Here is a 25,624-nt window from a genome sequence, read left to right as displayed (position 1 = left end):
CCAATTTTAATATATAAATTTATATAATAAGAAAGACAGAGTATACAATATATATATATGTGCAGGATAAAATATATAAAATAAATGCTTCATAGATTTGCCTTTTTCTCCATTATATAAAAACATAAAAATTAATGCAAAAGCACTCATCCACTCATAATAATCAGTAAACATAAGCTTTAAGCTAATGGGTCTAATATAAGCTAGAGGTAAACCTAACATCCAAGCTAATACAAATATTCCATAAGATATACCTTGCAGTTTTCTGTTTTCTCTGAATATATATAGTATAATGCCCGCTATAATTAAATGTACTCCTCCTTCAACTAGTAGTGGAGATGGAATAAAAGTAGACGATAGTAAATAAGCGTATGGCATAATTGTCTTTGGTAAAAAATAAAAACTATAGCTTATTATAAATGGCAATAAGATTAAGCCAATACCTTTGAATAACCTTTTCTCTCTTATAAAATCTATTCCTATAAACATAATAATTAAAATTATAAAAGTTGAAAATATACCATTAGCAGGATAGAATCCATCTTCTCTTTGCAACTGAGGAAAAATCTGAATTAAATATTTTACAATTCCCATAAAGACAGACATCAAATATATTCTTGTAAAGTATTTTTTCTTATTTGACGTATAAGTATAACCTTCCACCATTGTGAATAAAAACAATCCTCCTGCCAATCTCCCAATCCACGAAAATATAACAGGAACTTTACCTGTAAATTCAAAGAAATAATGAATATGATCAAGTAACATGAATATAAGAGCTAAAAATTTAATTTCAAATCCTGTAAGTCCTTTTCTGCTTTTTTCTAAAGTCATTTTAATTCCCCCTTGTAAATTCTATATATAATCTACCATCCAATTATAAAGAATCTATAAAGTTTATATAAAAAATGATTCTAAAGAATCCTTTTTTGTCCACTGAACGTTTGTCGAAATAATATGAATTCAAATAGTCTTAGACTTTAATTTAAAGTTGGACCTCTTAGAATCCTGTCACTGCTAGTTTACTCTTATGTCAGGCATAATTTAAAAAACCTCCACTATTAAGTTAGTGAAGGCTTCTTATATTGAGTAAAATCTACGGCATTGGATTATCAAATGCCGTAATTGTGATATTGGCCTGAGGTCCTGTTATTGAGAGTCCGACACTGGCACCAGTGAAATTAACAATCCTTAGGGTAGAAGGAGTAGCACCTACTTCAATTATTGCCGAAGATGAAATAATTCCAGTTACTATTGGGCTTACAAAAGCTCCATATTCCGATCCATCTATCTCAAGGGCAAAAACAGGGGTTTGGATTCCATCTACTCCATCAATTGCAATGGACCAGTTTATTAAATATGTTCTATTAGGAGAAAGTGTGAATTCACCTGTTGCAGAATTATACGAAATATTATTTGAATAATACTCAAAATTAAATAATATTGGGTCTCCATCTGATATTATTATTTGAGGACTTGTTGAACTGCTCACTAAGGCCTCCATTATTCCTCCTGACAATCCTGCTGGTCCTGTTGGTCCCTGTGGACCCACTGGTCCTTGTAGCCCCTGTGGACCTACTGGTCCTTGTGGTCCTACTGGTCCCTGTGGCCCCTGTGGTCCTACTGGCCCCTGTGGTCCTTCTGGTCCTTGTGGCCCCTGTGGTCCTTCTGGTCCTTGTGGCCCCTGTGGTCCTTGTAGTCCCTGTGGTCCTTCTGGCCCTTGTGGTCCCTGTGGTCCTTCCGGTCCTTGTGGTCCTGTCGCCCCTTGTGGGCCTGTTGGTCCTGAATGGCAAATACAAGTACACGATAAACATGGCCAAAACCAATTATTACACGGACAAGGTTTTCTATATCTATTGGAACAATTCGACCGATAATTATTATAGCACCTTGGTATAACATAGGAACTTGATTCTATATCCATATTTTCATGGCAGGATGATTCATTGTTTAAAGTCGTATTTTCTTCAAAATACATAATTAGATACTCCCTCTCTCTTATTTTATCATGACATAAGATTATATTGAGATTGAAAGCTAAACAAAATCAATTTGTTGCAATCTTAATAACAATATATGTTAAATTATTTTTCTATGTGACATAAAATTTATCCGTCAATTACACTTGTGATCCGAGTATGTAAATTTCTATTCTTTCGATTTTTATATCCATCTTTACAGCACTGATTATCTCTATGAAAGATATACAAACTATATTCTTTATTGATTTAATATCATTTTTCGTTGCATTTAGCCTATTATTTATGAATATCTATAATAATGTAAAATAAAAGAGTATGTTAAATAACATACCCCTTCTTACAACTTTATAAGATTGTTTTATTAAATACCTTCGTTGGCAAATTGGCTTTGATATAAATTATAGTAATATCCTTTTCTTTCTAGCAGTTCTTCATGACTACCTTTTTCAACTATCTCTCCATGGTCTATTACCATAATTATATCCGCATCTTTAATTGTGGAAAGCCTATGAGCAATAATAAAGGTTGTTCTGTTCTCCATTAGTTTTACCATTGCCTCTTGGATTTTTAATTCAGTTCTAGTATCTACAGATGATGTTGCTTCGTCCAGTATCAGTATAGAAGGATTAGATAATATTGCCCTTGATATGGCCAATAACTGTCTTTGTCCTTGGCTTAAATTGGTTCCTCCTTCATTTATATATGTCTCATATCCACTTGGCAGTTTATTTATAAAATCATCAATTCTTGCGAGTATCGCTGCCTTTTCTATCTCCTCATCTGTAGCATCTAATTTCCCGTATTTTATATTTTCCTTTATCGTTCCCGAGAATAGATAAGTATCTTGCAGCACCATACCAAATATTCTTCTTAAAGTATCCTTTTGGTAATCTTTAATCTTCACTCCATCTATTAATATCTCCCCTTTATCTATATCATAAAATCCAGTTAAAAGATTGACTATAGTAGTTTTTCCTGCACCAGTTGGTCCCACTAATGCGATATTGGTTCCAGGTTCTACTTGGAAAGATATATTTTTTAAGACTGGTTCGTTCTTTTCATATTCAAATGTAACATTTTTAAATTCTACTTCTCCTCTTATTTCTTTTCCGACTATTGCATTAGGAGAATCTTCCCTTTCTTCCTCTTCATCTAGTATTTCAAAAACTCTTTCGGCTCCTGCTATACCTGATTGTAATGTATTAAATGTATTTGCTAATTCATTTAATGGTCTTGTAAATTGCTTTGAATAAGAAATAAAACTAGCTATAACCCCTACAGAAATAGTTCCTTTTACAGCTAATGCTCCTCCAAATATGGCTATAACCCCAAATCCAAAATTATTTATTACATTCATAAGGGGCATAATATATCCCGACCAAATCTGTGCCTTTACTCCTACATCTCTTAAGATATCATTTTGTTCTTTAAATTCGTCTATTACTTTCCCTTCATTATTGAAGGCTTTTACTACGTGAATCCCTGCTATTGATTCTTCAATATGTCCATTTAATCTACCCAATGTTTTTTGTTGTTCTCTGAATAATAGCTTTGTTTTACTAGCAATCACTTTAGTCATAAAATATACCATGGGTACAGTTATTAAGCTCGCCATAGTCATAAGGGGACTTAAATAGATCATCATGACTAAAGAACCTATTATATTCACCACTGATACCATAAGCTGCACCGTTGTTTGAGATATAGTAGTACTTACATTGTCGATATCATTAGTTAATCTGCTCATAATCTCTCCATGAGTATGGATATCGAAGAACATAATGGGCAAGGACTGAAGCTTTTCAAATAATTTTTCTCTTAAATTATATACAATTCTCTGAGCTATCCCTGCAACAATATATTCTTGCAAGAATGTAAGGACATTATCCAGTATATATACAGATAATAATATCAATATAATAAATCTTAAGTTTTCAAATTCTACTAAGGACTTTCCCGGAAATATGGCATCTATAGCTTCCCTATTAAGAAAGGAACAGATATACCTAATAATCCAGAAGCAAGTATTAATAAAAAAGTTATAAAAAGCTCCTTCTTTTCCACTTTGAAAAAACTCCATAATCTACTCAAGGTATGACTTATATCTTTTGCCTTTTCTGCAGACACTCTAGCAGGGCCTGCAATGCCTGCGGGGCCTGTTCTTCTCTGTCTAGGATCCAAAATCTTCTGCCCCCTTTCCTAATTGAGAATAATAAATATCTTTATATACTTCACAATTTCTCATAAGTTCTTGATGTGCTCCTTGACCAACTATCTTTCCTTTATCTAGTACAAGAATTTTATCTGCATCCATTACAGACGTTATTCTTTGGGCAATTAATATGGCAGTAGTATCCTTTAGATACTCCTTCAATCCTTGCCTTATCTTCCTCTCAGTAATTAAATCTACTGCTGATGTACTATCATCTAAAATCAATATACCTGGCTTTTTTATAAGAGCCCTAGCTATTGATATTCTCTGCTTTTGTCCTCCTGATAGATTTACTCCACCTTGCCCTAAGTAAGTATTATATCCTTCATTAAAGGAGAGAATAAAATCATGAGCATTAGCTATTTTTGCAACCTTTTCTATATCTTCAATTGTTGCATTTTCATCTCCCCATCTAATATTATCTTTTATGGTGCCTGTAAATAATAGAACTTTTTGGGGAACTATACCAACTTTCTCTCGTAAATCGGAGATATCTATATCCTTTACGTCTATACCATCAATTTTTATCTTTCCCTTATCTACATCATAAAATCTTGATATCAAGTTAATTAAAGTAGATTTGCCTGAACCAGTTGAACCAATAATTGCCAAAGTTTCTCCTGGATTTATAGAAAAGTTTATGTCCTCTAATACATATCTACTAGAGCTATAATATTTAAAATATACGTTTTCAAATTCCAATTTTCCTTTTATATCATTAAATATAATAGGATTTTCTTTAACAGTTATAGTATTTTCTGCTTCAAAAACCTCTCCTATTCTCTCACCAGAAGCTCTAGCCCTGATAAATATATTCAATATCCTTGTCATCATTATAAGGGAAAATAGAACTTGAGTCATATAATTTACAAAGGCCATTATCTTTCCAACTTCCATTTGTCCACTATTTACCCTCAGACCTCCAAACCATAGAACTAGAACAATTCCTATATTAACCACTAAAGTTACAACAGGATTAAATACTGCAACTACTCTCATACCTTTGAGAGTAATATCTTTCAAATCATCATTTACATTTCTAAAACGAACTTTTTCATATTCAAATCTATTAAATGCCTTCACGACTCTAATCCCAGCTAAATATTCTCTCATCACTCCATTGACTTTATCCAAGGATTTTTGGATTTTAGTAAATATTGGGTAGGACACCTTTAAGTTTAATGAAATAATAATAACAACAATTGGAACAACTCCCAATAATATAAGAGCCATTTTAGGATTCAATAAAAATGCCATTATCACAGAACCTATTCCAAGAACTGGAGCCTTTACGAATATTCTCATCATACCATGGGAAAAGTTTTGTATTTGATTTACATCATTAGTAAGTCTAGTAATTAAAGAAGCATCTTGAAAACCATCTATATTATCAAAGGAAAATCCTTGTATTTTAATATATAAGTCCTCTCGAAGATCGGCTCCGAAACTTTGACTTACCTTGGAGGAAACAATATTTCTAATGACCGCAAAAGTAGCTCCTAAGGCAGTCATGAAAAACATCAATCCTCCTAATTTAAAAACATAGTTCATATCTCCTCTTTTTACGCCATTATCGATTATCTTTGACATAATAGTAGGTTGAATTAAGTCTCCTGTGGTTTCAAGGATTATAAATGTAAGAGCTATTAGAAATTGCTTTTTATATTTTTTTATATACTTTCCTAAATAACTTATATTCATCTCTATTGTCACTCCCCAATTAGTCTTTATTCTATTATAATATTTAGGCACTCGAAATACAATTGAAAACTGAGTTATTAATAACTCAGTTCTTAATCTTCTACCTCTATTCTTCTCTATATCTATAACTTTACTATTATCTTTGTTCCCTTTTTCAAGCTATTATCTAGTAATATTTCTCCTTGATGAATATCGAGTATTCTTTTAACAATAGAAAGACCAAGACCATTCCCTTCTGTATTCCTTGATTTATCAGCCTTGTAAAATTTTTCAAAAACTCTATCCTGGTCTTCTTTAGATATTCCTGTTCCATTATCCATGATAGAAAATATAATTTTTCCATGTTTCTTGTATAATTTAATTTCAATGTTTTCACCATTGGGAGAAAATTTAATAGCATTATCAATTAAATTTATCCAAACTTGATACATTAAATTTTGATTTCCCTTATATTCAACGCTCTCTAAATCTATTTCTAACTGAATATCTTTATCAGACCATTTATTCTCTAATAAAAGAATTGCCTTTCTTATTTGCTCGTCCATTGAAAATTGTTCCATGTAAATAGATACATTCTCACCTTCAATCTTATTTAACATCAATATATTTGTAGCCAACATAGAAAGCCTCTTGGTTTCTTCAATGATTATATCTATATATTCGTTTTTATCTACCTCATTGCAATCCTTTAGAAGTTTTGTGTAGCCCTGTATAGATGTTAAAGGGGTCTTAAATTCGTGAGAAATATTTGATATAAAATCACTTCTAAGGATTTCTATGGATTTCAACTTCTTTGCCATAGTGTTAAAGCTAGATATAAGGGTGTCTATTTCATCCTTTCTGTGGCTCTCAAGGCTTATATTAAAATCACCTGCTGCAACCTTTTCTGTTGCCTTAGTCAATCTTCTAATGGGCTTTACTATCATCTTTCCTACAAATAAAAATATAATACTCCCTATAGCAATAGAGACTATATTTGTAGTCATTATGAAACTTCTCGCATTAAAACCTATATCTTTTAACTTGGGTTTAGCCACTATATAATGGCCCCCTGCTTTAGCTATGACTACTGGCAAAGAAAAAGAGAATTTTTTATGCCCATATCCATTAAATACTAAGATCTTTTCCTCTTCTAATTTAGATTTCATTTCTTCATTCAAATCATATCTTTCTACATCATCAATGAATTTTATATTAATATATATGTCATGAAAAAGTTTTTCTAAATCTTCAATCGAGATTTTTTCATTTTCATATACTTCCTTTATTTTTTCCACAGTATGAACAAGCTGTGATTCTACTTGTGCCTTCAGATTCTGTTCCATACTTAGAGATATAAATATTGAGGACACTATATTGCTTATAATAAAAACACCTATAAAGATTAGTACCAATTGAACATATATTGATTTTTTCATTATTTATGGACCCCTTTGTATCCTAATCCTCTAATGGTTACTATCTCAAATTCTTCAATATCCTTAAACCTTTCTCTAATTCTTTTTATATGGACATCTACGGTCCTTTCATCTGCTTCACTATCAAATCCCCATATATCATCCATTAATTCTTGCCGTGTAAATATTTTCTTTGGATATGATAATAATTTATATAACAGATAGAATTCCTTCTTTGGTAGAATCATAGTTTTTGTTGGAGTCCTTACCTCTAGACTTTCATAGTCAATTACAATATCTCCTATGCTTATATATTTATCTGCAGAAATTTTTGATCGACGAAGTAGAGCTTTGACTCTTAATACCAATTCATCCATATTTATTGGCTTTGTCATATAATCATCTGCCCCTAAATCAAATCCCATCTTTTTATCTGGATAAGTATCCTTTGCAGTTACCATGAGTATTGGCAGATCATACTCAGCTTCCCTAAGTTCTTTCACTAACTCATATCCGTCCATTTTGGGCATCATTATATCAGCTATGATTAAATCTATTTTTACATTATCAAGAATATCTAAAGCTTCTTCACCATTCTCTCCATGGAAAACTTGAAATCCTTCTTTCTTTAGATATATTTCTATTAGTTTTCTTATCTTTTCATTATCGTCGACTAAAAGAATATTAGTCATAGTTACACCACCTTATAATCTATAAGCTCCTTAAAGCATCTATAGGATTCAATTTACTTGCACGTTTAGCCGGCATAAATCCAAATATTATACCTACTATTGCCGAGAAACCCACTGCTAGTATTACTGTCGACATGGTAATTGTTAAACTAAACCCTATATAAATAGAAGCAATATATGCTATAGACATTCCCACTATAAGACCAATTATTCCACCAAAAACTGATAGGAAAATTGCTTCAATAATGAATTGTAGTTGGATACTATTAGGCTCTGCACCTAAAGCCTTTCTTAAACCTATTTCGGAGGTACGCTCCGTAACAGATACTAACATCATATTCATTATTCCAATGCCTCCTACAACTAAAGATATTGAAGCAATGCCTGCAAGAAGAAGTGACATCATGCCAGTAATATCTCCTATAGTAGATATTATATCCTCCATATTGAATATAAAGTAAGAGTTATCTTTATAATTAAATGATTGATTTAAAACTTGTTTTAAATCCTTCATAATAATATCAGATTTATTACTATCAGCCATATATACGTCTACATTAGTTATATTTCTATTACCTAATGTTTTCATAGCTGTAGTATAAGGAATGATAATCGCATCATTAGTTGAAGAAAAAGCAAACTCACTACCTGTATCTAATACTCCAACTATAGTAAAAGTTAAACCATTTATAAGTATACTTTCACCTATTGGCTCTTTTCCTAGGAATAGTTCCTTATTTATGTCACTTCCTATTATAGCAACTTGGCTGCTATTCTCTATGTCTAATATATTTAATTCTCTACCATTTTTCACAAGCTTTTTATTCGTTTTGAAATGAACCTCATTTTTTCCTTCCACGGTAATATCTGTTTTTGTAATACCATTTCCTGCAATAGAAGTTTTCCCTGTTATTGTAGGGGATAGCCCTTTAATATTTTCTATTTTTGTTAATGATTCTAGATCTCTTTCATTAAGTCCTTGCTTTAAAGGTGTCCCCATAGCTTGTATAGTTATTTTATCAGCACCTAAAGATGATACTTGTTTAGTCACCTCATTTGTAGCTCCTTGAACTATGGTTATCAATGCTATGATGGAAGCAACCCCAATTATTATCCCAAGAATAGTTAAAAAGGAACGCATTTTGTTATTTATGATGTTGCTCCAGGACATCTTTATGCTGTCTTTAAGCATTGTTTTCACCACCTTCAGATATTCTTCCATCGATAATGTTTAATATTCTATTGCCATAGCTGGCGATATGCTTATCATGAGTAATCATTACAATTGTCCTTCCCTCTTCATTTAATTCTTTGAATAGTTCCATTATCTGTGCTCCTGTTTTTTGATCTAATGCTCCAGTAGGCTCATCAGCTAATAATATTGATGGCTCTGTTACAACTGATCTAGCTATTGCAACTCTCTGTTGCTGTCCTCCTGAAAGTTGAGTTGGCAGATTTGGTAACTTATCCCCCAGCCCTACCCTTTCTAAGATTTTCTTTGCTCTTTTTCGTCTCTCATCAGATGGAACACCAGCATAGATTAGAGGCAATTCTACATTTTGGAGAGTAGACAATCTTGGCAGCAATTGAAAAGACTGAAATATAAATCCTATTTCTTTATTTCTAACCCTTGCTAATTCTTTTTCACTTAAATTTGCGACTTTCTGTCCAGCTAAAATATAGCTGCCAGAAGTAGGTGTATCTAAACAGCCTATTATATTCATTAGCGTTGATTTTCCAGATCCCGATGGACCAAGAACAGATACAAATTCACCTTTCTTTATCGTGAAACTTACTTTGTTAAGAGCTAAAAATTTCTCATCACCTAAATAATAGGCCTTATCTAAATCTGTTATTTTTAATATTTCATTCATTAATTATCGCCCCCTGAGCGCATTGCTCTAATTCCCCCCGGAGGTCCAAATTCATTTGTTACTTTCTTAGCTATAAATACTTTATCTCCAATATTTATACCCGATTTGACCTCTACATTGACTCCATCAGTGATTCCTAGCTGAATATCTACATTCTCCATAGTTTCATCTTTTTTCATACTTACATATGAGCTATTATCATCTCTAAATCTTATTGCAGTCATAGGAAGTATAGCTGCATTATTTACACTTTCATTTAATACTTTAGCTTCTGCACTCATACCTACTCGAATATCTCCATCATTTTTAATTGAAATAGTTGTATTAAAGAAAGTAACTCCATTCATATACACACCTTCCTTAGCCACATCTGTAACAGTTCCTTCGAAATCTTTATTTAGAGCATGAATAGTTATATTTGCTTTTGTGTCTTTTTTTATAGCATTTAAGTCATACTCATCTACCTTTACTTTTAGCTGTAAGTCTTTGTAGTCCACAATTTCAGCAATCTTAGTTCCTGGCATCAGCTGTTCATCTTCTTCAACAAAAATATCAAGAACTTCCCCATCTATCTCAGATTTTATATTTACTCCGTTACTAGTCCTATATAGCGCATCATCTTTTTTGACTATATCTCCTTTTTTAACTTTAAACTCCTTTATCCGCATAGCTTGATCTGAAAATATGGTTTGTCTATTTTTCGCTTCTATGCTGCCTGAGAAGCTATAGTATGTCCTTATATCTCCTGCTTTTACTTCTACTTCATCTCCTGCAATCTGTCTAGGTGCTCTTATCTTTGATAAGACAAGTATTGCAATTGCTGCGATTACTGCAATTCCTAAAACCCACTTAATTCCTTTGTTTTTTTGTTTCATTCTAATATCACACCTCCATGGTATTTTATATATCAATATTAAATCAGATATATGAACTTAAAATGAACTAATATAATATATCTTAAAGTAACAAAAAATGGCATTCGACCTCTTCCTCTAATATTATTCTAGAATTATTTTTTTTAATACGGACGAATTTACATATTTCCCTAATTTTATTTTTGTTTTACACTACTTTTAAGACATCATATGTAATAATGCTAAATTTTTTAATTTTATGTTAACGATATCACCTTACCGTATTACAATAGTTTTTAGATTTAAAATAGTCTATCAAAATATTATTAAGGTAGTTTTTTTGAAGGTCTAAATCGTATTTGAAAAGAATGATTTATGAGAACTTTTCTATGAACTATAATAAAATCCCTAGACAATTAAAATTGTCTAGGGATTTTATTATTTTAACATTAATTCTTCTAGCTTTAATGGTTCAATATACTCTCCATCTTTATAAGCCCTCATATTTCCACCAGATATTTCATCTATTAGGGCTATATGATTATCATCTCCAACTCTGCCAAATTCAAATTTGATATCATATAACTCCATGTTCTTTTTAGCCAACTCATCTTTGACTACCTGACTAATCTTCTTAGTTAAATCAGCTAAGATTTTATACTCCTCTTTAGTCATTATACCTAACATATCTAATCCCTCGTCAGTTATTAAAGGGTCATTTCTATCATCATCCTTTAAAGTAACCTCTACATAGGCGTCCAGCAGCTGCCCCTCTGTTGCGTACATTCCATATCTTCTCATAAAGCTACCTACTGCTCTATATCTACAGATTACTTCCACTCCTTTACCAAACATCTTTGCAGGTAATACTGTCATAGTAGCATTTTCTATATCTGCATCTACGTAATGAGTTGGTATCCCCATATTATTTAATTTCTCGAAGAAGAATTTAGTTAATCTAAGCCCTGCTTTACCTGCTCCTTCTATACTTAATCCTACAGTATTAGCTCCTGGATCAAATACTCCATCTGTTCCTGTCACATCATCCTTAAATTTTAATAAATAGTTTCCATTTTCTAATTCATAAACATCTTTAGTTTTTCCTTTATAGACCAAGTTCATAATTTTAGCTCCTTTATATAAAGTTTTTCTAATATTAATATAATCTATAATACATATATTTATCAAGTTTTTTGTAATTTTTATTTTTTCTTATGCCTTTACAGCTTTCTTTCCATTTGCCTTGAAAATGAAATATGCTAAGGCTCCTATTGCTATAACTGCTCCCAAAGGATAAGAAATCGCTGTAGATAATCTAAATCCCTCTGGGGCTTGTAGGATATAGGTAGCAGATACTGCAGACATGAATGTTGCCGGTATACTTGTAATCCAATGGGATTTCTTTTGTCGAACCAAATAAGCTGCCGCCGCCCATAATACTATCATAGCCAAGGTCTGATTTGACCATGCAAAATATCTCCAAATAATATTAAAATCTATCCTCGTTAATCCAAATCCTACGCCTAGTAAAGGCATTGCTAATATTAATCTATTTTTTATTGGGCCTTGCTCATACTTAATTGCATCCGCAATAGTAAGTCTTGCAGATCTAAATGCAGTATCTCCAGATGTAATAGGGCAAGCGACGACTCCTAACATGGCTAATACCCCACCTATTGAACCAAGAAGGCCTTTTGATATAGTGTTAACAACACCAGCAGCTCCGCCGCCATTAGTTAAAGCATCTTGTAGTCCTGGAATTCCATTAAAGAATGCCATACCCGCTGCTGCCCAAATCATTGCTATTATACCTTCAGCTATCATTGAACCATAGAATATTCTTCTACCATAGCTTTCCTTAGTCATACATCTTGCCATCATTGGTGACTGAGTAGCATGGAATCCAGATATAGCACCACATGCAATTGTAGTAAATAATATTGCCCATATTGGTAAACCAGCTGGATGCAAGTTGGTTAATGTAAAGGCAGGTAATTGATATCCGTCAATCACTAGCTTGCCGCCAATACCAAATGCCATTATTAACAGAGATAAACCGAATATCGGATAAAGCTTACCTATTAACTTATCTATTGGCAGAACAGTGGCTAAGAAATAGTATATTAATACAATTGCAAGCCATATATTGAAGCTGCCAAGTCCAAATAGTTTTAAGTTAGTTAGTAAATTTGCAGGTCCTGTCATAAATACTGTTCCCACTAAAATAAGTAGAATAACTGAAAAAACTCTCATTACCTTTCTTGCACCTTCTCCTAGGTAAATACCTACTATTTCTGATATACTTAGTCCATCGTGTCTTAGGGAAAGCATTCCTGAGAAATAGTCATGTACTCCACCAGCAAATATACATCCGAAAGCAATCCATAGAAATGCTGCTGGCCCAAATAATGCACCTTGTATTGCTCCAAAGATAGGTCCTAGACCAGCAATGTTAAGTAATTGAATCAAGAAAATTCTAGGCCAACTCATAGGCATAAAATCCACTCCATCTTTAAGCCTTGTTGCTGGTGTTTCTCTACTATCATCTGCTCCAAAATGCTTATCAACTACTTTTCCATACAGAAAATATCCTGCTATAAGTATAATAATTCCTAGAATAAATTGTATCATAAAATAACCTCCTTTATATTTCTTAATATATTAATATGCTAAAAGGAGGTTATTTATGGGTACTTTAGATAACTTCCATAAAAAAGAGATGGAGTTCCATCTCTTTTTAAAACTTAATATAAAACTTTAAATTAAATTCTTATGCTCTTACTGTTTTTCTTGATTTTATCTTAATAAGGAAAAACATTATAGCTGCAACTGCTATAGCTGCTCCTACAGGATAAGCTATTGTAGTAGATAACTTAAATCCCTCTGGTGCTTGTAGAATATAAGTTGCAGATACTGCAGTCATAAATGTTGCTGGTATAGTTGTTAACCAATGGCTCTTATTATTTTTAACTAAATAGGCTGATGCCGTCCATAAAACGATCATTGCCAAAGTTTGATTTGACCACGCAAAGTATCTCCAAATAATATTAAAGTCAATTCTTGTTAGTCCAAATGCCACGACAAACAAAGGTAAAGCCAAAGTTAATCTTTTCTTTATAGGTCCTTGCTCATAGTTCATAGCATCCGCAATAGTAAGTCTTGCAGATCTAAATGCAGTATCTCCTGAAGTTATAGGGCAAGCTATAACCCCTAGCATAGCTAATACCCCACCTATCGGTCCTAATAAAGTTGTAGAAATGGTATTTACCACTCCTCCAGGTCCTCCGCTGTTTAAAGCTTCAGCTAATCCTGGAAGTCCATTGAAAAATACCATACCTGCTGCTGCCCAAATCATTGCTATTACACCTTCAGCTATCATTGAGCCATAGAATATTCTTCTACCATAACTTTCTTTTGTCATACATCTTGCCATCATTGGTGATTGAGTAGCATGGAATCCAGATATTGCACCACAAGCTATAGTAGTAAATAGAATCGACCATATTGGCAAACCAGCTGGGTGTAAGCTAGATATGGTAAATGCCGGTAATTGATATCCTTTTACTAATATCATAGTGCCAATACCAAAAGCCATTGTAAGTAAAGCTACTCCGAATACAGGATAAATTTTACCAATTATTTTGTCGACTGGTAATATTGTAGCTAGGAAGTAATATATAAATACTATTGCCAACCAAATATCAGCATTACCTAAACCAAATAACTTTATACTGCCCATTAATGTAGCTGGACCTGTCATAAATACTGTACCAACTAAAACAAGTAATATAACTGAGAATACTCTCATTACCTTTCTTGCACCTTCACCTAAATAAATGCCAGTGATTTCTGAAATACTTTTTCCATCATGTCTTAATGATAACATCCCTGAATAATAGTCATGCACTGCACCAGCAAATACGGAACCTAAAGCAATCCATACAAATGCCATTGGTCCAAATAATGCTCCCTGAATAGCTCCGTAAATAGGTCCTAATCCAGCTATATTAAGTAATTGAATCAGAAAAATCTTAGTCCAGCTCATAGGTACAAAGTCTATGCCGTCCTCTAACCTTGTAGCTGGAGTTTCTTTATTATCATCAATTCCAAAATGCTTGTCTACCACTTTTCCATAGACAAAATAGCCTGCTATAAGTATGATAATTCCAATTATGAATTGTGTCATTAAAAAAACCTCCTTATTAATATTCATTCATTATAATAGTATATCAATTGAATATTAATAAGGAGGTTTTCTAGATAAGATGTCATATTTAGTATTTAAAATGCAAATTTAGAAGTTAAGATGCATCCTAGTCTATATTCATAACTTCCTTAAATCCTTTTGCATAACTTCTGCTTACTGGAATTATCTCTTTATACCCCTTTAGATTTATATTGTAAGTAGAGTTGAACCAAGGTTCTATTGACTCTATATAATTTAAGTTTACTATATAAGATTTATGGGATCTAAAAAATATTGAAGAATCAAGTCTATCCATTAATTCATTTAGAGTGCAATTAGTTTCAAATTTCCCCTTATTACTAACTATCACAGTATTTTTATCCTCTATTGTTGCATATATAATATCTTTAGTTTCTATTGGAATAAGTTTATTTTTATAATAAAGGCATATTCTCTGTGGCGCTACTTTTGTATTAGTTCTTATGTCTTGAATCAACCTACTCAAATTATTATAATCAATTTCTTCGCTATTATTTCTGGTTGAAGTTATCTTCTCTAATGTTTTTTGTAACCTTTCCTCTGATATAGGTTTTAATAAATAATCTATTGCATTTACTTCAAAGGCCTCCACCGCAAATTGATCATACGCTGTTACAAAGATTATTATCGGATTATACCCTTCTTCTGATAATCTTCTGGCAACATCTATTCCGCTTATTTGAGGCATCTGGATATCTAAAAAAACAATATCTGGCCTAAGCATTTTAATTAATTCTAGAGCTTCTATACCGTTAGAAGCCTCTCCTACTACCTCCATACCTTCAATGCTACTTAAAATATATAACAATTCTTGACGAGCAGGCATTTCATCATCTACAATTAAACATCTTTGCAAATTAACCATCTCCTTAGAATTTAGGAATTACCATAGTAGCTGTAGTTCCTTTGTTAATTTCAGATTCAAGAATCAGTCCGTATTCTTTACCATATTTGTTTCTTAACCTTTCATTAACATTTTTAAGTCCTATGCTTTCCTTATTATCGTTTTCTTTAAATAAACACTCTAAGTCTTCCTTAGATATGCCAACTCCATCATCTTTCACCACTAATTTAGTTTCTCTGCCATTATCCCTTGCAATTATTTCAACTCTTCCCCCCTCAATCTTGCCTAAAACTCCATGCTTAATTGCATTTTCTACTATTGGCTGAAGGAGTAAGGGTGGAAGTTTACACTCAATATTCTCTGGTATATCATATATAATATCTAATTTATCGCCAAATCTTGCCTTTTCAATTTCAATATACGAATTTATATGTTCTATCTCTTTATATAAATCTACTACTTCAATATCTTGTTGTAAATTAGTTCTAAAATAATTACCAAGATGTATCAGAAGTTTGCGGGCATTATCAGGCTGCGTTCTAGTTAAAGACACTATAGTATTAATGGCATTAAATAAAAAATGTGGATTTATCTGAGCCTGTAATGCCTTTAGTTCAGATCTTGATAATAATTCTCGCTGATAATCTATCTTACTTAGTTCTATCTGAGTAGAAAACATCTGAGCTAAACCTAAGGCTAATTCTATATCTACCTTAGTTATAGAATTTTCTTGTCCCTTATATAACTTAAGTGTACCTATAACTTTATCATCTTCTTTTATTGGAACAATTATAGCTGATTTTAACGGACAGTTACTATGATTGCAGCCAATTTCTTCTCTTGTATTTGCTACCACATACTTTTTAGCTAATAAAGCCTCTTTTGTTAAATTAGTCTGTATAGTGCTGCCAACCAAATGATGATCTTCCCCTATCCCAACATGAGCTAATATTTTTTCTGTATCAGTAAATGCAACAGCTTTTATTTTGCTCATATCATAAATTATCTTTGCTGTATCCCTTGCCGTATCTTCATTATATCCTTTTCTAAAATATGCTAATGTTCTATCAGCAATTTTAAGCGTTAATTGGGCTTGATAAACAGCTTCATTCTCTATCTCTTTAAAGATACTATCTGTTATAGCAATAAATGCAGCTATACCTATTCCATTTCCAACAATCATCGGAATTCCAATTATTTTAACTAAATCTAATGCTTCAGAAAAAGGTCTTGCGACTAAGAGTATTATTATCATTTGTATTACTTCAGCTATAGCTCCAGATATTAAGGCAAAAGTTATTCTATAAGGACTACTTTCAAATTTCTTTTTCAGCAATCCTGCCATGGCACCTTCAGATAAAGTCGATATTCCACAGGCAATAGCAGTAAAACCACCTATATCTATTAAAAATCTATGGCCTCCTGCAATAATACCAGACAAGATCCCAACTAAAGGTCCTCCCAGTAGTCCTCCAACAAAAACACCAATAACTCTAGAGTTAACTATTGCCCCCTGTAAATGTATCCCTGTATAAGTACCTATTATCCCAAAGACTCCAAAGATAATGGATAACAATATTTTATCTTTAATATCAATATTTTCTTTTGAAACAAGTTTCCTAAATAATCCAATTTTCGAAAGAAAAAGTGCTAAAATTAATATAATACCAACTCTACTTGATAAGTTTTTAAGTAAAATTACTAACACAAAAACACCTCTTTAAATGTTTACTTCCATACAAGTATATCATATGGTCTTTGCGAGATGCCATAAAAAAGTTGGGTTACTTGACCCAACTTTTGGCTTGCTTATTTAAAACCAAGGAAGCACCTTTATTATCATAGATACCACTATTGTTGTAACTCCCATAGAGGTTACATTTCCAATAGTTGATGATAATCTTCTGGTAGTTTATCACAGAAATACTCTGCTAAAGGTGGTCCTATTATACCTCCTAATATACCTGCAGTAACAGCTACTCCCACCGATGAACCAAACATCAAGACACAAGCTGGTCCAACACTTACTACTGGTACATAGGTTCCATACCATCCCTTTTCAACATACTTGTTAAAGTATAAAAATACTCCTACTGATGAGCCAACAAACTGGGATAATATAATTACTGGAATCGCACCTGAAGCATAGGCACCATGGTTTATATTTAATATCCAGTCTAAACAAGCTCCTATTATGACAAATAATCCAGCTATTTCATTTCCGTAAAATTGAGCTTCAGAGAAATCTGCTAAAACTCTTCTTACTGACCATAATGGTTTCTCCATTTCCTTTAGAGTTTCTTCTTGTGATTTCACTGGTCTATTTAATGTCTTGGATGGCACCTTTTTCATCCATGGCAATGCCTTAGCTATACCACAAACTAATATTCCTGTTATTGCCATAGTAAATACATTTGAAACCACTCCAGGTACTCCTAGCACAGGTATAATATTATTTGTTATCCAAAAAGCCACTGGGAACCCCATGACTCCTCCGAGAATAGAGCCTGTGAGTAGAGCCTTTATACTTGGCCCATATAATAACATTATAGCTGGTGGAGCTCCTACTACTGTAATAAATGTTGGTAACCAAGTATATTCTCCATTTTCAAAGAAAGATGTAAAATTTAGAACAAATATTGCAATGAATAATGATAATAACTGAGATGCTAATACCCAAGGCCATAAATTTGAACCATAAGAAACATTGAAACCTGCTAGCTTGGAGTTTTTAACATCTAATCTCCAAGCTACAAATCCTCCTAGAATTACTCCTAGGGAAGCAAAAACTCCTGCATAAAATTGAGCTTCTGTAAAGTTCATTATATACCAAATAAGTTTATAGAATAAATTATGACTTGCATTAGCAACTATTGTATTATAGTCTAGCCAGCTACTTTGAGCATTTATACTACTTAGAATAAAATATATTAAAAAGCCTATTCCCAGTGATATAATAAGACCCGCTAAAGAACCTGCACTATATTGTTTCTTATTATTCTTAATATTTTCCATATTTATCCTCCAATCTAGAAGTTTATTATATAAGAAATATAAAACTCTATCATTCTTTCAATTGATTCAATTTTTATCCTTTCATTCTTCTGATGGCACATATTTTCCTCACCAGGTCCTAGTATCACAAAAGGAATATCGTGATAAGGGATAAGTTGTGAAGCATCAGTATAAAAATTTATGCCCTTAAGCTTCACTGGATAAGATAATTTTTCATATATAGATACTATCTCTTTTATAAAGTTATCATCTTCATCCATTGTTAAAGGAGGTCTATTATTCTCCACATCTACTTCTATGGTCATACCTTGGTTTTCATTTTCCATGTCTTTAGCAATTTTATTAGCATTATCTATAATTTCATCATGATTAAAACCTGGAATAGTTCTTATATCTAAAGTAGCATTTGCATTTTCAGGTATAATATTAGTTTTTACTCCTCCATTAATTGTAGTAGTTGCATAACTAGAACTTCCTAGTAAAGGATGCTTCTTATCTAAATCTAAAGTATTCTTAAGTTTATTTATATACTCATATAATTTCTCTATAGCGTTTATTCCTAGTTCAGGCTTAGAACCATGAGAAGATTTTCCTTTTATACGGATATTTAACCATAGAGTTCCTTTTTCACAGATACCGATTTCTTCATCAGAAGGTTCTGTGATAAAAACTTTTGATATATCTTGCAATAATCCTTTATCTCTTAAAGCTCGTACACCTAATCCTCCTGATTCTTCGTCAGCTGTAAATACAAACTTTAAGGTATAGGGCGGAATTATATTGTTTTCTAGAAAATACAATGCTGTTAATATCATTGCAGTAACTCCACCCTTCATATCAGAAGTACCTCTACCATACATATAACCATCTTCAATTACTCCATCAAAAGGAGGATATATCCAGCTAGCTTCATCTGATACTGGTACAGTGTCTATATGCCCTATAAATCCAATTTTTTCATGACTTTTTCCCTCTATTTCTATTACTAAAGATCCTCTATTATTTCCATGATCTACTATTTCATATTCTATATCCTGAGGGAAAACTTTAGAATTTCATTTACTGCATCCATTTCATTACCAGGTAGATTAGTAGTATTTATATTAATTAATCCTTTTAATATTTCTGTTATTCTGTCCATTAATTTTGCTCCCCTCTACTAAATCCACTATTATCTTCTATATGAGAACATTACTAAGTCTCCTACTCCTATTCTCTTAACCATACCAAATTTACTTACAAATCCACCTGCTCCACTGCCACGTCTCACTGCTCTATTTTCAAAACCTACTACTTCTCCATTTACTATAGTATAGACTGCTGTTTTTACTTCTCTATTGATAACAGTTATATTAGCTAAAGCACCTTTACCTAAATGACCTATTTTCTCAGTCCACCAAGTATTACCTGTTCTTTCAGCTACCAATCTTGCTGGATTAGAAGTCATAGTGGCAACTGAACTACTTAAGTTTAAAACTCCCATTTCTGCTAATTCTAATATCACTGGAATATTATCTCTTGTGTCTCCGAAACCTTTCATTGTAGCATCATTTTGTCCATCAGATATAAGAACATCCACTATTCCTTTTTCTAAAGCTTCATAAGCTAGTTGTTGAGATTTTTTAGGTAGAATAAGTCCTTCCCTACTTCCTCCACCTTCTCTTAACATTGTAGTTACAAACTCTCCAGTTATATTTTCATTTTTACATAAGTCTAATACTGTCTTCATACCTTCTGCTGCTTCCATATGAGTACCGCATCCCGCGGCTGTTGTATGACCTAGATGAAGTGGTCTTCCTTTAGATAATTCAAATAATCTAATAGCATGATCTGGGTCCTGAGTATGAGTCATGTATAGTAGCTTAGCCTTAGAAGTTATTTCAAATATCTTCTCTATATTTTCATCAGACATTATAAAATGTCCCATGTGGTCTTTAATTCCTACTACTAAAGGCGCTGTAGTATTAGTGATTGCATTTCTTGTCATTCTTGATGAAGCTGTTTCTACATCTAGTTCACCTTTATATAACTTTATTAGTTCATCTACTGATAACATGGTAGATAATACACTTGCTGCCCCTTGATATAAACCAATGTTTACTGGTAATCCTCTATCTACTTCAGCTCCTAATAAAGCTGGTGCCATAAAAGTATTTCCTGCTCCAGGAGAAAGTCCCATTGTTACTCCATTAGCTACAGCGCCATAGATTGGGTCTGTACTCACTTCAAATAAATCTCCTAAGTGAAGGTGCATATCTACTATTCCTGGCACAACTAAAAGTCCTTCACAGTTTATTACCATATCTCCTTTTTCCGCATAAATGTCATTCCCTACTTCTACAATTTCATCATTTAGTATAGCAATATCTTGTACTTCTTCAATTCCATTTTTAGGGTCTACTACTAGTCCCCCTTTTAGAATAATTCTCCCTGTCTTTTCTAAATCCTTAAAAGGATCTGATAAAGTATCATTTTTAACTGAAGCTAACACATCTTTTAACATACCTACTGTTGTTTTATACATGTCTTTTCCTCCTTGTTAACTTTTTGTTTAATATTATTATATAATTAATGCTTTATATACACACTGTCTCTAAGGTATAAAAAAGAAGACTATACTTTAGTCTTCATGTACAAAGAATATTGATTACTCATATCCATTAATTTTAGGCAAAACTCGATTTTAAACTTATCTTCCCTGCTATTTAAATCTAAATTTACTATTTCACAGATTTTACTAAACCTATATTTAATAGTATTATAATGGATAAACATCTCTTCTGACGTTTGCTTCAAATTCCAATCGTTTTTTACGATAGATCTTAATGTTTTGATATATTCTGAATTATTTTCTATATCATAATCAATAAGGCTCTGTAAATATTTACCGCAGAATTTATTTGCGTCATCTTCCAGAGAAAGGTTGTAGAGCATTTTATAAACTCCTAAATCTGAATAAATATGAGTATTATCCTTCTCATAGACTGTTCTACCTATTCTTACAGCTTTTTGAGCCTCCACAAAACTAATATATACATCTATAATAGATTCCTGATAAGTCCCAATACCTATAGAAACTGTAAAACTGCTATTTTCCTTAATCTCTTTTCTTAACTCCTCTGCAACATTTTTCAAATTCTTTATAAAATCATCTATGGACTTTTTATTTGGTTCCACTAGAAACACTATATTATCACTATACACTGTATAAAAACACTGCTTAAAATTTCTTTTCATCTTACCGTTAGCTAAGCGAAATATCTTATTTTTTTCTTCTTCTAACTCCTGAGTGTTTTTTAGTGATATAAACTTCTCTTTAAAATTATCTATATCTACAATTAAGCAAATGAGTCCATTCTCTATTTTCCAACCATATAATGCGGCCCTATTATTAGCTTCCTCTACAGTCTTTATATTATTTAAAATTAAGTCTTGAATAAATTCATCTCTATACTTTTGCTCTATCTGATGATTTGATATCTCCTTTTGTATATTTAGCTTAAGAACTGTACTAGCATGCTCTATAGAAATATTATCTAAATCACTAAGAATGTCCTTCCCATTTTTTTCAACGACTATATAACCATAAATAGAACTACCAATTTGAACGGGATAATTATAGTATTTATCGAGGTTATCCTTGAGTCCCATATTGTATATATCTTCTTTAAATTCATGGGAATTACCTCGTATATAGTTTCGATTGAAAATTAAATCTATAAAAGCTATATCCTTATCTAATATCTTGTACAATGTATCCATTATATCACTGGTACTCTTTCCTTGTATAACCATCTGAGTAAAGGACTTATGGATATTTTCAGACATCATTAATTTTTTAGCCTGAGAATTCACTATGCTTGAAAGAACTGGATTTATAATATCAGTAAAAGCATACCATTTAGGTATGTATATAATAGGGAAATTTAATCCATCTCCTACTTCTTTTACTTCTTTAGGTAATTCTTCAATAAATCTACCTACCTTTATTCCTAGGGATGCTGCGCCATGCTCATTTAACTTAATGACTAAGTCTCTTAATTCCAATGGATTATCTCGCATTATATATCCCGTAGTAATCAAGAATTCTCCGCCCTTCATCCAATTATATATATCAGGAGCTCCATAACACTAACTGTACTTACATTCCTATCTAAGCCTCCTGCTCCTGCTATGACTTTAAAATCTTGAAACTGCTCCATTAAATTTTTAACTTTCATATCTGTATAATCCACTCCTTATATTAAGATTATCACCAATGGAGTAATTAATAATATATAATTATACAATTATTTTATATTTCTGTAAAAAAGCCTTTATCAAAGTCTTAGAACCTTTTTTAGAGTCCGTTGAGGTTACAAAAAATAATTCACCAGCAACTTTCCTATGGACTATAGAACAAGTTAAAATACATAGACTAAGTAGCCTATGTATTTTAATAGTAAAATTTCTGAAGTTTTAAATTACTATCTATTCTCTATTTCTTCTGTTAATGAAATTATTTCATCTATTATATTACCTATATGCTCTATAGTGTTTAGTAAAGGTTTATCTGTGGTTATATCCACCCCTGCCATTTGAGCTAGCTCTACTGGAGTCTTAGTTCCCCCTGCTTTTAGAACTTCTTTCCAATCATCCAATGCAGTTTTGCCTTCATTTAAAACTCTCTTACTTACTTCTGTTGCAATTGTCAACCCTGCACTATAAGTATATGGATATAATCCCATATAATAATGTGGCTGTCTCATCCAAGTGAACTCTGCACCCTCATTAATCTTTACAGTATCTCCCCAGAATTTTTCTAGAGTTTCTTTCTTTAATTTATTCAATGTAGCAGCTTGAACAGATCCACCTGCATCAATTATCTTATAAACTTCTCTTTGATAATGAGCTTCCAATAAATGAGTTACAAAATTATGATAATAGGTACGAGATATCATAGATGATAATACCCATCTCTTCATTCTAGGATTATCCATGGTTTTCATCAAATAATTTGCCATAAGCATTTCATTCATAGTAGATGGTGCCTCAACAAAATATGTTGATGGTCTTGTGTCAAATATATTTTGATTTTGTTGAGCCAAATAAAAATGTCCTGCGTGTCCTAATTCATGAGCCAATACAAAAACTTCTCTCATTCTTTCAGTCCAAGAAATCAATATAAATGGATGAGCACCGTATGGACTCGAACAGAATGCTCCTGTGGACTTTCCTTTATTTTGTACAAAATCTATCCATCTTTCATCATAAGCCCTTTTAATTGCTTCTAGATAATCATCTCCAAGAACAGATAATGCTCCTTCAATATATTCTTTAGATTCCTCCACAGATATTTCTGGCTCAAAATCAGGATCTACATTTAATTTTAGGTCTGCAAAAGTCATTTCCTCTATACCATGAATCTTTTGAAGTAGCTTTGCGAACTTTCTCATATGTGGTGCTAAATTCTCCATTATCAAATCAATTTGTCTATTATATAAATCTCTAGTTACTTCTTGAGGGAATAATAGGCTATCGATTACTGAATCAAATCCTCTTAAAGTAGCCATGGTTTTTTCTTTTTGTACTTGAGTTTGGTACGCTCCTGCTATAGTATGTTGATATTCTCTTAACTTCTTAGAAAAAGCTTCAAAGGCAGCACGTCTTATCTTTGTATCATGCTCATATTCCCACTCATCTTCAAATAACCCAAAACTTAAAGGATATTCTTTTCCATCTACTGTAAACGTACCAAAATCCATATCTGCTAATTTTGTCCTATTATATATTTGATATGGTGAATTCAAAGTACTAGAAAGAGCAGATAAAGCTTTTTCTACTTCTGGATGGAGAGCATGCTCTTTTTTCCTCATAATCTCCTTAAGATAGCCTGCATTTTCCATTGACTGCTCCATTGCTTCTTTAATTACATCTTCATTTGCCTCTATAATTTCAGATTCTACAAAACTTAGTCTGCTTTCAATATCAGAAGATATGTTGGATAATTTCATCCGTCTTTCTTGATTCTCTACATTTGTCTGATCAACTGCAACTGCAAGATAGGAATATGAGCCTGTAAGAGTGGTTAGCTGATATACTTTTCTTAGTCTATTTAGACATTCGTTAATTGCTTCTGCTGTATTTAATTTACCCTTAAATTTTTCTTCAACTTCCCCCGTAAGTTTTTGTGCTTCTTTTACAGTTTGGTCAAACTCCTCTTCTGTCTTAAAAATCGCTGTCAAATCCCAAGTAAATTTTTCATCCACATCTTTTCTTTCTAATAGAACTTTTGCCATTGTAACCCTCCTTAGAATTAATTCGAGTATCTAAGTAAATTATAATACTAATGTATGAATATTACAACAATTGCACTATCAAGTTTTACTTAATTAAAAAATAATATAAAGATATGAATATAGATAATACAAGGAATATAGTACCATACAAAGGATTAAAGGAAATTATTATAACTGATATTATTAATAATAAACCGATTATGGAACAGGCTCGAGTATACCTTATATATCCTTCTGTTGGCTCAGGCTCTCCATTATATCTCCATCTATATCCCCAAGATGCCGCTTCTTCTGGATTAATTATAGAGTAAATTAAAATTATCAAAAGAGGCAGAATTATAATTCCATAAATAAGAGACTCTATCATATTTCCATCTCCTTCGTTAAAATGGCTATCTTTCCAGTATCATGTTAATCTCTTCTTCTACGGATTGCATTTCTCTTTGCATTATATCTAAATTTCTATTTAAATCTGATAATATACTTTCTACTCTACTGTATGCATTCTCTACATTTGATATGGATTCATTTATCTTTGATTGCACAAACC

22 protein-coding genes are annotated in these 25,624 nt (G+C 32.2%); all 22 read right to left on the bottom strand.

The window, feature by feature from the left end; translation table 11 throughout:
• Positions 1-6 precede the first annotated feature (6 nt).
• Positions 7-834, bottom strand: coding sequence for a TraX family protein (locus CIW83_RS12855; protein WP_094901787.1), 828 nt, complete (start codon positions 832-834; stop codon positions 7-9).
• 262 nt (positions 835-1,096) lie between these two features.
• Positions 1,097-1,978, bottom strand: a complete 882-nt coding sequence (locus CIW83_RS12850; protein ID WP_094901785.1) for a hypothetical protein — start codon at positions 1,976-1,978, stop codon at positions 1,097-1,099.
• A gap of 365 nt (positions 1,979-2,343) precedes the next feature.
• The gene (locus CIW83_RS12845; RefSeq protein ID WP_201259868.1) at positions 2,344-4,062 is read right to left on the bottom strand and encodes an ABC transporter ATP-binding protein; all 1,719 of its coding nucleotides are present in this window, start codon (positions 4,060-4,062) and stop codon (positions 2,344-2,346) included.
• A 90-nt stretch (positions 4,063-4,152) separates the two neighbouring features.
• Positions 4,153-5,895, bottom strand: a complete 1,743-nt coding sequence (locus CIW83_RS12840; protein WP_201259867.1) for an ABC transporter ATP-binding protein — start codon at positions 5,893-5,895, stop codon at positions 4,153-4,155.
• 122 nt (positions 5,896-6,017) lie between these two features.
• Complete coding sequence (locus tag CIW83_RS12835) at positions 6,018-7,313, bottom strand: HAMP domain-containing sensor histidine kinase (protein WP_094901783.1); 1,296 nt, start codon at positions 7,311-7,313, stop codon at positions 6,018-6,020.
• Positions 7,313-7,984, bottom strand: a complete 672-nt coding sequence (locus CIW83_RS12830; protein ID WP_094901781.1) for a response regulator transcription factor — start codon at positions 7,982-7,984, stop codon at positions 7,313-7,315. The genes CIW83_RS12835 and CIW83_RS12830 overlap by 1 nt, the downstream gene beginning before the upstream one ends.
• A 19-nt stretch (positions 7,985-8,003) precedes the next feature.
• The gene (locus CIW83_RS12825) at positions 8,004-9,176 is read right to left on the bottom strand and encodes an ABC transporter permease (protein WP_094901779.1); all 1,173 of its coding nucleotides are present in this window, start codon (positions 9,174-9,176) and stop codon (positions 8,004-8,006) included.
• Entirely contained in the window at positions 9,169-9,858 is a 690-nt protein-coding gene (locus tag CIW83_RS12820) for an ABC transporter ATP-binding protein (protein WP_094901777.1), read from the bottom strand. The genes CIW83_RS12825 and CIW83_RS12820 overlap by 8 nt, the downstream gene beginning before the upstream one ends.
• A complete protein-coding gene (locus tag CIW83_RS12815) occupies positions 9,858-10,733 on the bottom strand; it encodes an efflux RND transporter periplasmic adaptor subunit (protein ID WP_094901775.1) in 876 nt (291 codons plus the stop codon). Before CIW83_RS12815 ends, CIW83_RS12820 begins: the two co-directional genes overlap by 1 nt.
• Positions 10,734-11,150: 417 nt before the next feature.
• Positions 11,151-11,834 (bottom strand): phosphoribosylaminoimidazolesuccinocarboxamide synthase, encoded by a 684-nt coding sequence (locus CIW83_RS12810; RefSeq protein WP_094901773.1) that lies wholly within the window; start codon positions 11,832-11,834, stop codon positions 11,151-11,153.
• Between the two features lie 90 nt (positions 11,835-11,924).
• Positions 11,925-13,343: a carbon starvation protein A gene (locus CIW83_RS12805; RefSeq protein ID WP_094901771.1), complete on the bottom strand. Its 1,419-nt coding sequence runs from the start codon at positions 13,341-13,343 to the stop codon at positions 11,925-11,927.
• A gap of 139 nt (positions 13,344-13,482) precedes the next feature.
• Complete coding sequence (locus CIW83_RS12800) at positions 13,483-14,898, bottom strand: carbon starvation protein A (protein WP_094901769.1); 1,416 nt, start codon at positions 14,896-14,898, stop codon at positions 13,483-13,485.
• A gap of 127 nt (positions 14,899-15,025) precedes the next feature.
• Positions 15,026-15,802, bottom strand: coding sequence for a LytTR family DNA-binding domain-containing protein (locus CIW83_RS12795; RefSeq protein WP_235601328.1), 777 nt, complete (start codon positions 15,800-15,802; stop codon positions 15,026-15,028).
• A 4-nt stretch (positions 15,803-15,806) separates the two neighbouring features.
• Positions 15,807-17,489, bottom strand: a complete 1,683-nt coding sequence (locus tag CIW83_RS12790) for a sensor histidine kinase (protein ID WP_094901765.1) — start codon at positions 17,487-17,489, stop codon at positions 15,807-15,809.
• A gap of 167 nt (positions 17,490-17,656) precedes the next feature.
• The gene (locus CIW83_RS12785) at positions 17,657-18,796 is read right to left on the bottom strand and encodes a hypothetical protein (protein WP_201259866.1); all 1,140 of its coding nucleotides are present in this window, start codon (positions 18,794-18,796) and stop codon (positions 17,657-17,659) included.
• 14 nt (positions 18,797-18,810) lie between these two features.
• Positions 18,811-19,815 carry a M20 family metallopeptidase gene (locus CIW83_RS12780; protein ID WP_255374416.1) on the bottom strand — a complete coding sequence of 335 codons (1,005 nt, stop codon included), beginning with the start codon at positions 19,813-19,815 and terminating at the stop codon, positions 18,811-18,813.
• Between the two features lie 152 nt (positions 19,816-19,967).
• Positions 19,968-21,320: an amidohydrolase family protein gene (locus tag CIW83_RS12775; protein ID WP_094901761.1), complete on the bottom strand. Its 1,353-nt coding sequence runs from the start codon at positions 21,318-21,320 to the stop codon at positions 19,968-19,970.
• An 89-nt stretch (positions 21,321-21,409) separates the two neighbouring features.
• On the bottom strand, positions 21,410-22,879 hold the full coding sequence (locus tag CIW83_RS12770) for a PucR family transcriptional regulator ligand-binding domain-containing protein (RefSeq protein ID WP_158220114.1): 1,470 nt from the start codon (positions 22,877-22,879) through the stop codon (positions 21,410-21,412).
• A 14-nt stretch (positions 22,880-22,893) separates the two neighbouring features.
• Positions 22,894-23,016 carry a PucR family transcriptional regulator ligand-binding domain-containing protein gene (locus CIW83_RS23775; RefSeq protein ID WP_235601327.1) on the bottom strand — a complete coding sequence of 41 codons (123 nt, stop codon included), beginning with the start codon at positions 23,014-23,016 and terminating at the stop codon, positions 22,894-22,896.
• 246 nt (positions 23,017-23,262) lie between these two features.
• A complete protein-coding gene (gene pepF / locus CIW83_RS12765; protein WP_094901757.1) occupies positions 23,263-25,074 on the bottom strand; it encodes an oligoendopeptidase F in 1,812 nt (603 codons plus the stop codon).
• A gap of 85 nt (positions 25,075-25,159) precedes the next feature.
• Positions 25,160-25,441 carry a hypothetical protein gene (locus tag CIW83_RS12760; protein ID WP_094901755.1) on the bottom strand — a complete coding sequence of 94 codons (282 nt, stop codon included), beginning with the start codon at positions 25,439-25,441 and terminating at the stop codon, positions 25,160-25,162.
• Positions 25,442-25,466: 25 nt separating this feature from the next.
• Positions 25,467-25,619, bottom strand: coding sequence for a hypothetical protein (locus tag CIW83_RS22280; protein ID WP_158220113.1), 153 nt, complete (start codon positions 25,617-25,619; stop codon positions 25,467-25,469).
• Between the last annotated feature and the right edge of the window lie 5 nt (positions 25,620-25,624).

This window comes from Tissierella sp. P1 (genome assembly GCF_002266425.1).
In the GTDB taxonomy this organism is placed as follows: domain Bacteria; phylum Bacillota; class Clostridia; order Tissierellales; family Tissierellaceae; genus Tissierella; species Tissierella carlieri.
This window is presented reverse-complemented; position numbering and strand designations above follow the sequence as displayed.

Coding starts and splice junctions, on each gene's coding strand:
- CIW83_RS12805 (WP_094901771.1), bottom strand. CDS start 13,343: ATGATACAATTTATTCTAGGAATTATTATACTTATAGCAGGATATTTT.
- CIW83_RS12825 (WP_094901779.1), bottom strand. CDS start 9,176: ATGCTTAAAGACAGCATAAAGATGTCCTGGAGCAACATCATAAATAAC.
- CIW83_RS12840 (WP_201259867.1), bottom strand. CDS start 5,895: ATGAATATAAGTTATTTAGGAAAGTATATAAAAAAATATAAAAAGCAA.
- CIW83_RS12785 (WP_201259866.1), bottom strand. CDS start 18,796: ATGGAAAATATTAAGAATAATAAGAAACAATATAGTGCAGGTTCTTTA.
- CIW83_RS12855 (WP_094901787.1), bottom strand. CDS start 834: ATGACTTTAGAAAAAAGCAGAAAAGGACTTACAGGATTTGAAATTAAA.
- CIW83_RS12820 (WP_094901777.1), bottom strand. CDS start 9,858: ATGAATGAAATATTAAAAATAACAGATTTAGATAAGGCCTATTATTTA.
- pepF (WP_094901757.1), bottom strand. CDS start 25,074: ATGGCAAAAGTTCTATTAGAAAGAAAAGATGTGGATGAAAAATTTACT.
- CIW83_RS23775 (WP_235601327.1), bottom strand. CDS start 23,016: ATGAAAGTTAAAAATTTAATGGAGCAGTTTCAAGATTTTAAAGTCATA.
- CIW83_RS12845 (WP_201259868.1), bottom strand. CDS start 4,062: ATGGAGTTTTTTCAAAGTGGAAAAGAAGGAGCTTTTTATAACTTTTTT.
- CIW83_RS12830 (WP_094901781.1), bottom strand. CDS start 7,984: ATGACTAATATTCTTTTAGTCGACGATAATGAAAAGATAAGAAAACTA.
- CIW83_RS12760 (WP_094901755.1), bottom strand. CDS start 25,441: ATGATAGAGTCTCTTATTTATGGAATTATAATTCTGCCTCTTTTGATA.
- CIW83_RS12795 (WP_235601328.1), bottom strand. CDS start 15,802: ATGGTTAATTTGCAAAGATGTTTAATTGTAGATGATGAAATGCCTGCT.
- CIW83_RS12835 (WP_094901783.1), bottom strand. CDS start 7,313: ATGAAAAAATCAATATATGTTCAATTGGTACTAATCTTTATAGGTGTT.
- CIW83_RS12850 (WP_094901785.1), bottom strand. CDS start 1,978: ATGTATTTTGAAGAAAATACGACTTTAAACAATGAATCATCCTGCCAT.
- CIW83_RS12815 (WP_094901775.1), bottom strand. CDS start 10,733: ATGAAACAAAAAAACAAAGGAATTAAGTGGGTTTTAGGAATTGCAGTA.
- CIW83_RS12800 (WP_094901769.1), bottom strand. CDS start 14,898: ATGACACAATTCATAATTGGAATTATCATACTTATAGCAGGCTATTTT.
- CIW83_RS12775 (WP_094901761.1), bottom strand. CDS start 21,320: ATGTATAAAACAACAGTAGGTATGTTAAAAGATGTGTTAGCTTCAGTT.
- CIW83_RS12810 (WP_094901773.1), bottom strand. CDS start 11,834: ATGAACTTGGTCTATAAAGGAAAAACTAAAGATGTTTATGAATTAGAA.